The organism is Rhodoferax sp. GW821-FHT09E07 (assembly GCF_059416145.1).
On record NZ_JBWKOP010000013.1, the window covers coordinates 22978 to 38175 of the forward strand.

Below are 15198 nucleotides of genomic sequence, written 5' to 3' on the forward strand. Positions count from 1 at the left end.
AGTGAAAATTTCGGCCCAACTTAAGCTCGCGGGGCTGCTCTCCGTTGGTATCGTTGTAGCGATTGGCGCTGTACTGTTGTTCACCACGCAGCAGGTAAAAAAGGAGCTCACCAAGAATGAGACTGCCGCAGAGTTGCTGAAAACGGTGACTACAGTGCGTTATTTGACGATGGAATATGTAATGCGCCACGAGGATCGCGCACGAGTCCAGCGGCAATTGAGCCAGGCTTCGCTGCTGAAGCTACTCACCAGTGCAACTGGTTTCACGGAAGCAGAAGAGTTGGTAACCATCGACGAGATCCGGCAATCTCGCGAGAGCGTCGATATGCTGTTCAACCAGCTTATTGCCAATCAACAAGAGCGACAGCTCGTCAGGAAAAGTAGCTTGGTGCTGGAAGAATTAGACTCCCGACTCACTGGCCAAATTGTCAACGAGACGGAAGCAATGATTTCTCGCGCGACTCGACTATCGGAGCGCAGTCGGACAGGTGTACTGCATGCCCAGCAACGGGTTAGTGTGGCGATGGCGGCATTCGCTGCGATGGTTTTGTCGCTAATTTTTTTGACGATTTTTCTAGTGCTAAGAGGCGTTATCCGGCCGCTCACCAGACTGCGCCAGGGAGCCGCTGTCGTAGGCTCAGGCAACCTGGGATATAGGCTGGCCATGACCAGTCGCGACGAGATCGGCGACTTGGCACGGGCGTTTGATGCAATGACTGCGACGTTGGAAGGAACTACCGTCTCACGTGATGAGTTAGTAAAGTCCAATGCACTGCTGCAACTGGAAGTCACCGAGCGAATGCGCACCGAAATCGCTCTTCGCGAAAGCCAGGAACGCAATCTTGCAGTCGTGAATACCGCTCTCGACGGCATCATTTCCATGGATCACGAAGGTCGAATCGTGGACTTCAACGCTGCAGCGGAACGCATCTTTGGCTATAACAAGCGCGATGTGCTCTGCCGTGACATGGCCGATTTGCTAATTCCACCCTCGTTACGCGAGCAGCACCGTCAAGGCCTGGCCCACTATCTTGTCACCGGAGTTGGTCCAGTGCTGGGGCAGCGCATGGAGTTGACGGCCTTGCGCGCCAACGCGGCAGAATTTCCGGTCGAATTGTCGATCACGCGCAGTGGTTCAGCCCATCCGCCCACGTTCACTGGTTTCGTGCGGGACATCAGTGAACGCAAACAAAGTGAAAGAAAAATCCATGCGCAATTGGGGCGCCTCAGTCTTCTTCATCAAATCACCCGCGCCATCGGTGAGCGACAGGATCTTCCAAGCATTTTCCAAGTGGTCGTGCGCAGCCTGGAGGATCAACTTCCGATCGATTTTGGGTGCATGTGTCTTCATGATCAATCCGCCCATTCCCTGACCGTAACCAGTGTCGGTGTCCACAGTGCTGCGCTGGCAATGGAGCTGGCCATGACCGACCAAGCCCGAATCGCCATCGATGAGAATGGCCTTTCCCGCTGCGTGCAGGGGGAATTGGTGTATGAGCCAGACATTAGCCAGGTGCCCTTCCCCTTTTCGCAACGGCTCACGCGCGGCGGTTTGCGCTCTTTGGTGATAGCACCGCTATTGACCGAGAATCGGGTATTCGGAGTTCTGATCACAGCGCGACATGCACCGAGCGCCTTCAGCAGCGGCGAGTGCGAGTTTCTGCGGCAGTTAAGCGAGCACGTCGCATTGGCAGCGCACCAGTCTCAGCTCTATGGAACTTTGCAGCAGGCCTACAATGACCTGCGGCAAACGCAGCAGGCTGTGATGCAGCAAGAGCGTCTGGGTGCCCTCGGGCAAATGGCAAGTGGTATCGCACACGACATTAATAATGCCATTTCCCCCGTGACCTTGTACACCGAGTCGCTATTGGAGACTGAGCCAAATCTCAGCGAGCGTGCGCGCAATTACCTGGAGACCATCCAGCGCGCGATCGAGGATGTGGCCCAAACAGTAACGCGCATGGGTGAATTTTACCGCCAACGCGAGCCCCAATTGACACTCGCACCCGTGAAATTGAATGACTTACTGCAACAAGTCTTGGACCTGACGCGTGCGCGCTGGAGTGATATGCCTCAATCGCGTGGAATAGTTATTCAAATCGTGAAGGACTTGGCGACTGAATTGCCCACAGTGATGGGAATCGAAAGTGAAATCCGCGAAGCATTAATTAATCTTTTTTTCAACGCTATTGATGCTATGCCAGACGGCGGTACCCTAACCTTGCGTACTGTGATTGCGCACACTGGACCGAGTTCAGAGGAAAGCCGGCCTTTGCAGCACGTTCATCTGGAAGTGACGGACACTGGGATGGGTATGAATGAAGACACTAGGCGGCGTTGCCTTGAGCCATTTTTCACCACCAAAGGGGAGCGCGGCACTGGGCTCGGACTAGCCATGGTGTATGGCGTCATTGAACGCCATAGCGCTGAGATTGAGATTGCAAGTGCGCCGGGCAAAGGCACAACTGTCCGCTTGGTATTTGCGGTGCCGGTAACAGTTGCAGAAATGGAACAAGCGAAGGTACCTTATCTAGTGCCATCGAACTTACACATTCTAGTCGTCGACGATGACCCAATGTTGCTTAAATCACTGCACGACGCCTTGAGCACCGAGGGTCACCAAGTCACCACTGCGGATGGCGGCCAGGCCGGGATAGACATCTTCCTGGCAGCACAAGCGGCAGGTAACCCATTCGCAGTGGTAATCACCGATCTCGGCATGCCCATCATTGACGGGCGAAAAGTCGCCGAACTGGTGAAACTGGAGTCGCCACTTACCCCAGTGATTTTGCTCACCGGCTGGGGCCGCAGGTTGATGGCAGACGGAGAGGTTCCGCCGCAGGTGGATCGTGTCCTCAGCAAGCCCCCCAAGTTACGGGAGTTGCGCGAAGCATTCGCCCAATGTTGCATTTCGACGGAATCCTGAAAGTCTGTAGTGTTAGCGCACATATATGCATGACGCCTCATCTATGCCCAGCATCCTTGTAGTGGATGACGAGCATGCGCAAATGAAGGCTCTCTGCGATACCTTAAGAGACAATGGCTATGAGACCTGCGGCTTCACGGTGGGTCAAGCCGCTCTGGATGCATTGAAGGAGAGAAATTTTGATCTTCTCCTTGCCGATTTGATGATGCCAGAAATAGGCGGCATTGCATTGATGCAGGAGGCCTTGCAAATCGATGCTGATCTAGTGTGCATCATCATGACGGGAAACGGCACTATAAGTACTGCTGTGGAAGCCATGCGAATGGGGGCGTTGGACTACATCCTCAAGCCGTTCAAATTGAGTGTCATTTTGCCGGTATTGTCGCGAGCACTCGCCATACGGTGGTTGCGCCAAGAAAATGCAGTGTTGGAACGTCGTGTACACGAACGCACTATGGCACTCGAGGTAGCCAATGCCGAGCTAGAGCGTGCTAGGCGGGAGAAAGATCGTTTCATGGCTATTGTGAGCCACGAATTGCGCTCACCACTCAATAGCATTCTGGGATTTACCGACGTACTGTTGATGAATACCCCGGGTAATACTCTGACCGCTGACCAAGAAGAAATGCTAAAAATCGTCCTAACAAGCGGCAAACATCTGTTGTCCCTAATCAATGATTTGCTGGACTTGGCCCGGATCGAGTCGGGAAAGCCCGAGTTGAATCCAGAACTGGTTGATTCCCAAGCACTTGTGAAAGATGTTATCGCGTCGTTGCAAATCATGGCACTGCGCAAAGGTTTGCAGCTTGAATCCAGGCAGTCTCATGTACAGCCGATCGTGCGTACAGATCGTCGCGCATTGTTCCAAATTTTGACGAATCTGGTCAACAACGCAATTAAGTATACGTCTGTAGGTACTGTTGTGGTCGAACTATTTCAGTCCGATAGTGTCTCCGGGACGAGCACGGAATTTCGCATAATCGATACCGGTGTGGGAATAAAAATGGAGGATCAAGCGAAACTTTTTGATGCTTTTACGCGTGTCGGAGATTTGCATAGCCACAAGGAAAGCACAGGGCTCGGCCTTTATCTTTCAGCGGAACTTGCCAGACTGCTTGGCGGATATATCACACTGAAAAGCGAATTTGGCCGTGGAAGCATATTCACCTTAGTACTACCAACCTTGGGTGCTCAGCAAAGACGTTAAATTTTCTGTACTCGCCGGAACTTTCAGCCCATGTCGAGTAGAGATGGCGTATAACCGATCCTATTCGCTAGCACTGGCCCCGCAGTTTTTAAAATACATTCATATGGGAATGCGAAGAGTCGACTCCAGCTCTATAACAAGCGAAAAATGCAATGGAAACATCGGGTTCTGCAGTCACTATCAAAGCCCATCATTAGCACTGGGCGGCTCGGATCTGAGACTTTCGAGAATTTCCACACGTTGCATTAGCCTTCGGTTCTCAGCAAAGACCTCGTAGCGTCTAAAGGCCTGATGTATGTTTTCTCGCAATGCATCATCTTCAATGGGTTTACTCAAAACCTTGTAGAGATCCCCTCGATTGACGGCGTCTATTACAGTGCTGAAATCCGCATACCCAGTAAGTAAGAGGCGTATTGTGTCTGGGTACATTCCTTTTACGATCTGTAAGAATTCAGTGCCTGTTGTGCCTGGCATGCGTTGATCGGAAATGATGACCCCAACTTCATTTGTGGCCAGCAACTCCAATCCCTCATTCGCATTGGTGGCAGTAAAAATTAGCCACCCTTCTCTCCGGAATATACGCCGTAAAGCGGCCAGTACGTGGGGTTCGTCATCGACGATCAAAAGTGTATTTCCAGCATTCGATAACCCGCCTTCGGTATTTAATTTTCCCCCGGTGGTCAACAACTCCGAGATACCTTGTGATGGCACGGCACGGCTGTAAAGAAAACCCTGCATTTCCTGGCACATTTGCTTGCGCAAATATCCATGCTGCCCCTTAGTTTCGACACCTTCGGCAATGGCCTTCAGCCCCAAATTGTCGGCCATTGAAAGAATGCTGCGCACAAGTGCAGCACTACCTGGGTGGAGCATCATGTCGTGCACGAAGGATTGGTCAATTTTTATACGATCAATAGGGTAGCGGCGCAAATAACTAAGTGACGAGTAGCCCGTTCCAAAATCGTCCAACGACAGACTTAAACCGAGCGCCTTCAGTTCATGCATCATCTCGATAGTTTGCTCGGCGCTTTCCAAAATCAGGCTTTCGGTCAATTCGAGCTCAAGGAACTCAGCGTCAAGCGCAGCGGCCTCCAAGGCGTCTTTGACGACTGCGACTAGATCGGCAGACCGAAACTGCTGTGCGGATAGATTGACGGCCATGCGCATAGGCGCATACCCGGCGTTCTGCCAGGCTTTGGCTTGCAAACATGCGGATCGGAGAACCCACCCTCCTACTTTGACCATCAGGCCGGAGTCCTCCAGAAGTGGAATAAAGCGTGCCGGTGAGACTAGTCCTTGTGTTGGATGCTGCCAGCGTATTAGCGCCTCAACTCCAACAATATCTCCTGTCTTTAGATTTAACTGTGGTTGGAAGTACAGTACAAACTCATCTCGCTCAAGTGCCCGATGCAGGTCCGCACGCATTTGCACTCGCTGCTCTATTCCAAGATCCATGTCCGCCGTATATAGGCGGTATCCAACATCGGTGGAGCGCTCAGTGGCTGCCCGTGCCCGCCTTAGGAGATTGGAAATATCACCATCATGCATCGGGTAAACGGCGACCCCAATGCAAGCTTGCAGGAGCACATCTCTGCCATCCGATTTTATTGGTTGAGAAAATGCATCGCGTATTCGACGGACGAAAACATCGATCATCGATTCATCCATGAGTTCATGTGAAGTTATTACGAACTCATCGGGCCCTAGCTGCACAACTAGACCATTCATCCCGCGACACAATTCCAGCCGTGAAGCTATTGTGCGGAGAACGTCGTCCATCGCCAGCCTTCCCAATATCTGTACGATTTCCTCGACGTGTATCAGCTTGATGTCTACCAGTGTCAACGGGGTCCCGGTCTGATCTGTCAGACTTGCCAGTGTCGGCAAACGATCTTCCAGCATCGCACGATTTGGCAATCCAGTCTGGGCGTCATAAAAGGCAAGGTAGTGTAGTTTTGATTCTCCCGCGACCCGCTGCTGTTCGGCTTTCATGTGCCCTAGAGAGAACGAAATGTCGTCAGCCACTTCCGTCAGTAAATCCAAAACACTCTGATCGAAGGCCTCGACCTCATCACAGCATAGAAGGAAAACGCCTACGACGTGCCCCATTTCTTTTAGTGGTAGTGCTGCCATCGAGTGAAAACCGAGAGCAAGCATTTCCAGATGAGCCGGCGAGCTGTGCCGAGTCGCTTTCGATTCATCGCATATGAGAGGGGCATTCAGCTGAAGAACCAAATTCACGGTTGCATCAAATATTCCCGGCCCACGCGCGAGACTTTCAACTTCGCTGGAATGGGCCATATGTCGGGATTTTTTTGATGCTGGATCAACCAAACCGATCCATGCGTATTGAAAGAGTCCAGACTCAACGGCAATGTGGCACGCATCGAGATACAGATGATCTGGCGAGTCAGCGCGTACGATCGTACGATTGATCCGGCTCAGCAAGGTCAAAAAACGGTTTATTCGATTCAACCTCGCAAACGAGGTTTCCATTTGCGCCCCCTTTCTCCAGACTACGCGTTCATCAACGCCAAAGTGCAGATCTCAGTCTTTTGAAGACTCCAGCAACTTAGAAATTCGGTGAGACAATTCCCATCGATCTATTGGTTTTTTTAGTATTTCCGCAGAACCCCATGTTCCCAAACGTTGATATGACGCTATGTCGTACAAAGCAGTTGCAACAATGACGGGAACTGAGGCGGTTTCAGGATTGCTCTTGAGGCGACGAATAACCTCGAAGCCGTCCAAACCTGGCATCATCAAATCCACCAAGACAACATCAGGGCGCTCAGACATTGCCATTGCTATGCCCATCTCGCCGTCGGTGGCTGCAATTGATTGATAGCCATCGGCTTGCACGAATATTTCGAGCAACTTACGGTTCGAATCTTCGTCGTCAATAATTAGAATTTTCGCTGGTGGTGAGTTCAACACGATGTACGACCTCTAAGTAAGGTACGGAGAAAACACTCAATCAACGACGGCCAATTTGTAATTTTTACCGCGAGGGGGCCGGTTTCATTGTTGAGTCATTCAAGGCGTATGTCAATTGGCAAATAGCTCACGTCTCCTTGTCGGGAAATACCGCTTGTCGACTTCAGTTCGCGCATTTGGTCGCCAGGTAGGTATTCAGTGACTACAAGCAGTGCAGAAACGCAGCTAACCAGTGCAGCCAACACCAACGCCACTGCACCCGATAGCAGCCATGCCAAGCAAGTTCGCAGCGCTCTGAGCCAAAGTGTTGGAAGCCTCAATGGCCAAGCTCTGGCGTCCTTGCAAAAAATCGATTCAACAAGAAATATCGGAACCTACGCAACTGGCTGAGTACCAAAAAAGCCTGCGCCAAGCCATGACGAAGATCGACAAGGGCGTGGATAACTGGTTGCATCAGTTAGGGATACCTTTGACTTGCAACCACTCTCCAGCAACGCGGATACCGATGTAATTAATACGGATGCAAGCAAACCCGACCCTATGCGTCCAAATAGCGCGCGGTATTTGCACCTGCATCCATTTGGTGAAATAAAGCGACCCCACTCCCAAGCGAGTGGCGTTGGCATGATTCCCAGGATGATCAGTCTGTGCTCTACATTGATCTCTCATGCTACGCATCGTCCATCAACCCGCTATTCACACTGCAGAACGAGCAGGAGATATGGATGAAGCAACGAGCCCCTTGCAGGTACTCGGTAGCTCAAAAGTACAGGTCTCGAAGTCGAATGGAACTTTGCGCTTACAATGCAAATGAGAATCGTTTTTGTTTGTAATTGTTTTGACCTAAGGACTTGCCCATGAAACTTCTCCCTCCTCGCTCCCTGATGCGTGCTATTGCGCTGGCTAGCGGTCTTGTGAGTGCCTCGCTGGGCGCGCTTGCACAAACTCCGACCACTGACGGCATCGTGGTGTACAACGCCCAGCATGCCAGCCTGACACAGGCCTGGATTGATGGTTTCACCCGTGAAACGGGTATCAAAGTGACCATGCGCAAGGGCAGCGACATGGAGCTGGGCAATCAAATCGTTCAAGAAGGGGCTGCATCACCTGCGGACGTGTTTTTGACTGAAAACTCGCCAGCCATGGCACTGGTCGATGGTGCTGGTTTGTTCGCGCCTCTGGACGCGGCGACCCTTGCTCAAGTGGCCCCCAGCTACAGGACTGCCCATGGTCGTTGGGTTGGGATTGCTGCACGCAGTACCGTTTTTGTTTATAACAAGGCCAAAATCAATCCCGTCCAACTGCCCAAGTCCATGTTGGATCTGGCAGCTCCCGCCTGGAAAGGCCGTTGGGGGGCATCTCCCGCGGGGGCAGATTTTCAGGCCATTGTGAGCGCCTTGCTGGAGCTCAAAGGCGAAGCAGCGACACTGGCATGGCTAAAGGGCATGAAAGAAAACGTTTTACCATTCAAGGGCAACAGCATCGCCATGAAAGCGGTGAATGCAGGGCAGGTCGACAGTGCCTTGATCTATCACTACTACTATTACGGCGACATGGCCAAGACCGGAGAAAACACGGACAAGCTTGGCATTCACTACTTCCGCAATGAGGATCCAGGTGCCTTCGTGAGTATTTCTGGTGGCGGCGTTCTCGCTTCCAGCAAACACAAGCCAGAAGCCCAAGCGTTCCTGAAGTGGATCACTGGCAAGGGCGGTCAGGAGATTTTGCGCACGGGTGATTCACTGGAATACGCCGTTGGCGCTGGCGCTCAGTCTCACCAAAGTTTGGTACCCTTGGCAGATTTGCAGGCTCCCAAGGTAGAACCATCCAAGCTCAACAGCAAGAAGGTGACCGACCTCATGACGCAGGCTGGACTGCTCTGACCGACGTGCGGTAGTTACAGCACAAAGCCCTTGGCGACCGCGGTAGCCAAGGGCTTTTCTTATAAGGGGCATGTCGGTTTAAGGGCTGCTGATGGATTTCAACCGTGCCATTGAACCTGCGAATGACAGAGTCACATCCAAGCCACTGAGTCCAATCCAAACTCGCCATTTAGGCGAATTTATCGAGAATCCGTTTTTGAAGTATGGTCTGGGGCACCCATTCCATTGCGAAGCACCAAGGCTCTACGCGGACAAGAAAGAAATGCATAAACCGACGTTTCGTTTCGAAAAAATTGCTTCTTTGGCAGCGATATTCGCGTTGGCGCTGGTGGGCGCGTGCACGGTTGAGCACCTGAACTGGGTGACCATGCCATTCACACATTCTTGCTCCAAGATGGCAAACCCAAGCATCATCTGCCTGTCAATGCTAGCGATTTCGTTGCTGCTGACAGGCGTTTGGAGCAAACGTGCAATCAGGCCAGAAGGGAGGCATCACAGATCGGAAGGAGTTTTGCTATTTGCTTCCCGGATATTGGCGCTAGGGGCGATGCTGTTGGCTTGCTTCCGTTTATCCCTGTGGACGATGGCTGAAGTCACAGGAACGGATGTGGTCGGTTTTGTGCCGTCAACCATACTGCTGGACCGGCTGCAGGCTGCTTCGCAGATGGCTACGGCAACGGCAATAGCAATCTGTCTGTTGGCGATTTCGGCAGGTCTGTCTACATGCCGGAGTACCCGTCCAGGACACCAGGGATTCGCCCTGGCAGCCGCGATGCTAGGTTGGTTGGGCGTGAGTCAGTATATGTACGGAGGCGTTCCGCTGGCAGTGTTTGCAGAAATGGCCATGGAGACGGCAATCGCCATTTTTGCGATAGGAGTAAGCCTACTGTTTGTCCGACCTGACGGGAAACTCAATCTTCTCCTGTGCAGTGGCACGCCTGGAGGTGTGATCGCCCGCAGGCTTTTACCCACCGCAATACTCATTCCCCCAGTGATCGGCTGGTTGCGACTGCAGGCGCAACGTGCTGGTTATGTTGGGACCGAGTCGGGCCTGGCGATTTTCGCACTGGCGAACGCCATGGTGATAGGCTGGCTGGTGTGGCTGAGCGCATTGCGGCTTGACCGCTTGGCGCGAGAGCATGCGCACTTGGCCGAATCGGAGCTTCGCGCACGTGAACTCGACGCTGTCAGGGCCGAGCGGCGCTTGCATTTCTCGGAGGCCGCTCCTGCGATGATGCATTCGATCGACGCCCGAGGGGCCATCGTCGCGGTCAGCGATGCATGGCTAGACAAACTAGGCTACACGCGCGCGGAAGTCCTGGGCAGGGCCTCCATTGATTTTCTGAGTGCCCATTCCCGCGAATTCGCTCGCGACACGGTGTTGCCGGAGTTCTTTCGTACTGGCCGGTGCGTGAACGTGGAGTATCAGATGGTCCGCAAGGATGGTCAATCCATTGACGTTCTCTTGTCCGCCGTTTTGGAGCGTGACGAGGCCGGTCTGCCGTTGCGTTCATTGGCTATCTTGGAAGACGTTTCCGAGCAGCATGCGCGCCAGGCCGCGCTGGAGCGCGAGCAGGAACTGCGTTCGCAAGCGGAGCTTCATGCCGCCGAATCAGAACGGCTATTGCTGGAGCGCGAAGAAATGATGCAGGTCCTGGCCCACGAAGTGCGGCAACCGCTGAACAATGCGTCGGCCGTCTTGCAGGGCGCGCGATTGGCACTTGCTGACCGGTCTGAAAAGGAAGAGACCAAAACAGAACCGATCCTGCGCGCCCAGAACGTCATTGCTTCTGTAATTGCAAGTCTTAATAACAACCTTGCGGTGGCTTCGCTGCTGGTGTCGGGTCAGACCGAATTTGCCGACACGGACATCGACTTTTTGATTTCGGTGGTGCTGGCGGATCTACCGTCTCAGGTGTGTGATCGTGTATGCATCCAGCGCACCACGGCGACCCGCACGGCGGTTCTGGACCTGAGCCTAGTCCGACTGGCGTTGCGCAATGTGTTGGTCAATGCACTGACGTATTCAAAGCCCCATTCAATTGTTCTGGTACGTGTTCTGGATAGTGATGAGCCACTCGCGCTGGCACTGGAAGTTGAGAGTGCGTCTCTTGCAATTTCGGCTGAGTTGGTACCGCGGCTGTTCGAACGCGGAACGCGGGGAGCGGCATCCACGCGCCGCTCGGGCGGCGGCTTGGGTTTGTACATTGTGCGGAAGGTGGCAGAGCTTCATGGCGGTGAAGTGTCCCTCAGCGTCAATGAGAACGAAAGAGTAGTGTTCAAGCTCGTTTTTCCGTATCCACTCCCGTGACAGACGCTTGGCCTGACCGCATTCAGATCATTTCAAGCGGGGCTTTGAAGACATAGCCCACACGCGATTTTGATTGCAGGGGAACTGGGATTGAGGTCGCACGTTCGATGCGACGACGCAAGCGATAGATGATTGCGTTAAGTCCGTCGGCCGTACTATCCGAGTGTGTCTCGCGACCCAGCCGCAGCAAAATGGCCTCTCGCTCCACGGCCTCCCCTTTGGCATCAACGAAACACGCCAAAACTGTTCTGTCACTTTCACTGAGGCCGACGCGGACACCATCAGGGGCTATGAGTTCACGTGCCCTGATATCCAATAACCACGGTGTCTGGACAGTGTCACCGGGTGCCGCTCGACGTTGCACAGCTTTGATGGCCAGCAGTACCTGCTCAAACTGGACCGGCTTCGCAAGGTACATGTCAGCCCCCGCCGTGACAATGTCTTTGAACACAGAGGGCGATAGTCGGCCTGAAACCACAACAAGGCCCGCACGCGATCGCTTTCGCAGTATCCTGATCAGCTCAAGGCCATCCACCCCAGGCAGCATGAGATCAAGCACATAAAAGTCAAATTCCGCAACACCTCGAGCAATCAGCAAGTCGTCGCTATCGGAATAGACGGTAACCGCAATGCCTTCACCACGCAGGTACTGGGCAAGGAATTCGGAGTATTCCTTGTCATCGTCAACAAGTGCAAGGGTCTTTGGGATCATGGTGGCGAGTCGCCTCGTGAGGCTCCTATTTTCTGCAGCATTTGCGCAGCAGATCGACTGGCTTCGGTACGGTGGTGGGTATCGGATTCAAATTGGATATCCCGAAGTATCAGCGATAACTCTACCAGCGAATCACGCATGCGCTCCAGTCCCTTTGTCAATCGGAGCATGTTGCCGGAATCTGGCGCTGGAGATGTAGCAGAAAATCCCATGATCAAAATCCTCCCTTTGGCTTCTTCGCTAACGGCCGTTGATGGCTCGAATTTTGCCGATGAAGTGGGCGTGCGCCGCAACGACGTGTCAAGGTTAGGGCATGTTGCAGTCGTGTCTTCAGAAAGTTCCCCAATCGCGACTAGTTTGGTCTTCATGTGGAGTCAGTACGAACGTTGGTTTTGGCGCCTTGGGCGGATGCGCAACCGGAGCTGGAACCGGCCGCGCCTCTTTGGGTTTAGTCAATGTTTTGGACTTTGCATGAGCTGCCTGTGGCGCAAGGGTTTTTAACACTGATGCGAAATGCATCCCGGTACCACTCGTAAGTTTGAATACGCCCACTGCCTCTACCAGGCGTCCTGCCTGGCCACTGAGGCTGTCGGCTGCTGCAGCGGATTGCTCCACCAGTGCAGCATTCTGCTGCGTCGTCTGGTCAAGCTGAGCAACTGCGATGTTGACCTGGCCGATACCGCTGGCCTGCTCCATGGTTGCGGAGCTGATTTCGTTGATCAGGTCATTTACACGTTGTACCTGAGACACGATCTCTTCCATGGCCTGGCCTGCTTCATCGACTTGCTTAGCGCCACTTTCCACTTTCTCAACGCTCTCATCGATCAGGCCCTTGATTTCCTTTGCTGCCGCAGCACTGCGTCCAGCAAGAGAGCGTACTTCTGTTGCTACCACCGCAAAGCCGCGCCCCTGTTCACCAGCACGGGCGGCTTCCACGGCCGCGTTCAACGCGAGAATATTGGTCTGGAATGCGATGCTGTCGATTACACCAATGATGTCGGCAATCTTCTTACTTGAGTGGGTAATGGCCTGCATGGTGTCCACCACTTGGTTGACGACCACACCGCCCTTGGCTGCCGCCTCACTGGCCGTCCCGGCCAGTTCTGCTGCCCGACGTGCCGTATCCGCGTTGTTCTTGACCGTAGCCGTCATTTCTTCCATAGAGGCAGCGGTCTCTTCCAGGTTCGATGCAGTCTGTTCAGTACGCGCGCTCAGGTCGTTGTTGCCCTGTGCAATCTCGCTGCTGGCGGTCTGAATACCGCCGACTTGCTCACTCACATCGTCCACCAGGGATCGCAGGTTCAGCCCTGACTGGTTCACGGCGCGCAGGATCATGCCAATTTCGTCTACCCGGTTTAACTGTACGTTCTGTCCCGGCTGGCCTGCAGCCACAGCAAGCGCCTGACGTTGAACCACCTCCAACGGACGCGCAATCTGGGATTCGAGCCATAGTGAAACGGCTATGCCAGCAAACACGGTACCACCCGAGAAGGCGCCCAACGCAGTCTCCCCCAAACCCAGCGCTGCGGCACCACCGACGCCCATTGCCGTCAGGGCGCCGATACCCAGTCGCAAACGCCAGCGCACGGCCATGGTTTGCAGCGCCGAGGTCCAGCCCAGCAGGCCCTTGCGCACAATCAGCCCCTCGTGGAATGCAAGACTACCGGACTTGTTTTCCCGAAAGGCTTGGTAGAGCTTTTCGGTCTGGTTGATCTCATCGCGTGTGGGTTTGGTGCGCACGGACATGTAGCCAGTGACCTGACCATTGCGTTGCACAGGTGTCGCGTTGGCGCGCACCCAGTAGTGGTCCCCATTTTTGCGCCGATTCTTGACCAACGCGGTCCACGAGCGGCCGGCCTTGAGCGTGGCCCACATGTCAGCAAATGCCTGTGTGGGCATATCGGGGTGGCGCACCATGTTATGGGGTTGCCCCATGATTTCATCGCGCTCAAAGCCGCTGACGGCAATGAAAGCCGCATTCGCATAGGAGATGTAGCTTTGAGTGTCGGTCGTCGACATCAGCGTTGCGTCAGCTGGGAAGTCGTATTCGCGCTGAGTGATGGGAAGGTTGGTACGCATATAAATGGCCTTTCTTTATTTGTTTTTCAGTCCTACGTGGCAATTTCGCAAGCATTTGTGCGCTTAGCCCGAACTCCGGATGCGACATCGATACTCGTCAGGTAGTTGGGCGCCCAGATCACTACACGACCAGAAGACCAGAGCACCCAAAGCGCATTCCAACTTGGTTTGGATGGTGACTCTGCCCATTTTTTGCCCCACGACTGACGGATGTTCCCAGCTGCAGGGCTCGCGACAAACTCTCAATAGCTTGATGCAAGCCCCCACCATGGGTGGTTATATAATAAATAACATTTTCAGTAATTTATTCGTTTTTGCAAAAAAGTCAAAGTTTTCTGCGGAACATGGCTCAAGTCGGAGGAGCTAAGGTTTGCGATGTAAGGCTGCAAAGGGCCGGAGTGATCCGATAAAGGGAGCGCATCTTGTTGCCATTGGTTGCCCCACACAGCGCAACACCTTGCAACTGGTGGAGGAAAACAACGTTCTTCTATTGGAGTTGGCATGACTATATGGAACGCAAAAAAAGCCGGGACACTGTACGAAGTGATTTCCCACCACATGAGTACGCTTGCTGAATCCGAACTTTCTCCCCAGCTTGAATATTTCATGCTTCATGCACAAAAAGCATCGTGCTCCTTTCTGACTACGGATCAGGAGTTGGAGGCAATTCATTCTGAGCTGTGCTCGTACTGCATTCAAAGAATGCAGTACGAGTGCGAAGGCCATCAATTTCAACTGCGATGCGAGTTTGCGGAAGCTATGCTGGAAGCCCGCAACAGTCGATTTGGCGGCCATCGACAGAGCATTGCTGCAACCGATTGTGAACATCCGTGAGCGATTGAGTCCCTTGCGGCGGCGCAACTGTCGCTCTTCATCATTCCAGCTGCGTACCGTTTGATGCGAGTTCAAAAGGGCCATGAGGCCAACGCCGCTGAAAACCTTGCCACCCGCATCAACCGGCACCAAGCCCGATCTAAGCCAACATGGAGCCTCTTTACCTGAGAACAGTGCCCCGATTCATCCCTTGAGCCGTGTTGTGTTGATTTCCGTTGAAAACTGATCCATTGGGGATGCGGACGAAATCTTGGACTATCTTTGGAGGTAGTTCATGTATTCGTACGAAGACAGAATCCGAGCAGTCCA

Annotated in this window: 11 protein-coding genes; 6 read left to right on the forward strand and 5 right to left on the reverse strand. The window is 53.4% G+C overall.

The window, feature by feature from the left end:
* Position 1 precedes the first annotated feature (1 nt).
* A complete protein-coding gene (locus AC07OE_RS20185) occupies positions 2-2926 on the forward strand; it encodes a PAS domain S-box protein (RefSeq protein ID WP_495072349.1) in 2925 nt (974 codons plus the stop codon).
* A gap of 25 nt (positions 2927-2951) precedes the next feature.
* Positions 2952-4133 (forward strand): sensor histidine kinase, encoded by a 1182-nt coding sequence (locus tag AC07OE_RS20190; RefSeq protein ID WP_495072350.1) that lies wholly within the window; start codon positions 2952-2954, stop codon positions 4131-4133.
* A gap of 180 nt (positions 4134-4313) precedes the next feature.
* Here the strand turns inward: AC07OE_RS20190 and AC07OE_RS20195 are convergent, their stop codons facing one another.
* Together AC07OE_RS20195 and AC07OE_RS20200 are read right to left on the reverse strand one after the other, a co-directional pair.
* On the reverse strand, positions 4314-6629 hold the full coding sequence (locus AC07OE_RS20195) for an EAL domain-containing protein (protein WP_495072351.1): 2316 nt from the start codon (positions 6627-6629) through the stop codon (positions 4314-4316).
* A 51-nt stretch (positions 6630-6680) separates the two neighbouring features.
* Entirely contained in the window at positions 6681-7070 is a 390-nt protein-coding gene (locus AC07OE_RS20200) for a response regulator (protein WP_495072352.1), read from the reverse strand.
* Between the two features lie 319 nt (positions 7071-7389).
* Here AC07OE_RS20200 and AC07OE_RS20205 point away from each other — a divergent pair, with 319 nt between their 5' ends.
* The 3 genes from AC07OE_RS20205 to AC07OE_RS20215 all read left to right on the forward strand — a co-directional run bounded on the left by AC07OE_RS20205 (position 7390) and on the right by AC07OE_RS20215 (position 11264).
* Positions 7390-7581 carry a hypothetical protein gene (locus AC07OE_RS20205; protein ID WP_495072353.1) on the forward strand — a complete coding sequence of 64 codons (192 nt, stop codon included), beginning with the start codon at positions 7390-7392 and terminating at the stop codon, positions 7579-7581.
* A gap of 346 nt (positions 7582-7927) precedes the next feature.
* Entirely contained in the window at positions 7928-8953 is a 1026-nt protein-coding gene (locus AC07OE_RS20210; RefSeq protein WP_495072354.1) for an iron ABC transporter substrate-binding protein, read from the forward strand.
* A gap of 91 nt (positions 8954-9044) precedes the next feature.
* Positions 9045-11264, forward strand: coding sequence for a PAS domain-containing sensor histidine kinase (locus AC07OE_RS20215; protein ID WP_495072355.1), 2220 nt, complete (start codon positions 9045-9047; stop codon positions 11262-11264).
* A gap of 22 nt (positions 11265-11286) precedes the next feature.
* Here AC07OE_RS20215 and AC07OE_RS20220 read toward each other — a convergent pair whose 3' ends face one another.
* Genes AC07OE_RS20220 through AC07OE_RS20230 form a run of 3 tightly spaced genes read right to left on the reverse strand, consistent with a single transcriptional unit; the run spans position 11287 to position 14055 of the window.
* A complete protein-coding gene (locus AC07OE_RS20220) occupies positions 11287-11976 on the reverse strand; it encodes a response regulator transcription factor (RefSeq protein ID WP_495072356.1) in 690 nt (229 codons plus the stop codon).
* On the reverse strand, positions 11973-12344 hold the full coding sequence (locus AC07OE_RS20225) for a hypothetical protein (protein WP_495072357.1): 372 nt from the start codon (positions 12342-12344) through the stop codon (positions 11973-11975). Before AC07OE_RS20225 ends, AC07OE_RS20220 begins: the two co-directional genes overlap by 4 nt.
* A complete protein-coding gene (locus tag AC07OE_RS20230; protein ID WP_495072358.1) occupies positions 12307-14055 on the reverse strand; it encodes a methyl-accepting chemotaxis protein in 1749 nt (582 codons plus the stop codon). Before AC07OE_RS20230 ends, AC07OE_RS20225 begins: the two co-directional genes overlap by 38 nt.
* A 501-nt stretch (positions 14056-14556) precedes the next feature.
* Here AC07OE_RS20230 and AC07OE_RS20235 point away from each other — a divergent pair.
* Positions 14557-14889: a hypothetical protein gene (locus AC07OE_RS20235; RefSeq protein ID WP_495072359.1), complete on the forward strand. Its 333-nt coding sequence runs from the start codon at positions 14557-14559 to the stop codon at positions 14887-14889.
* Positions 14890-15198: the final 309 nt, after the last annotated feature.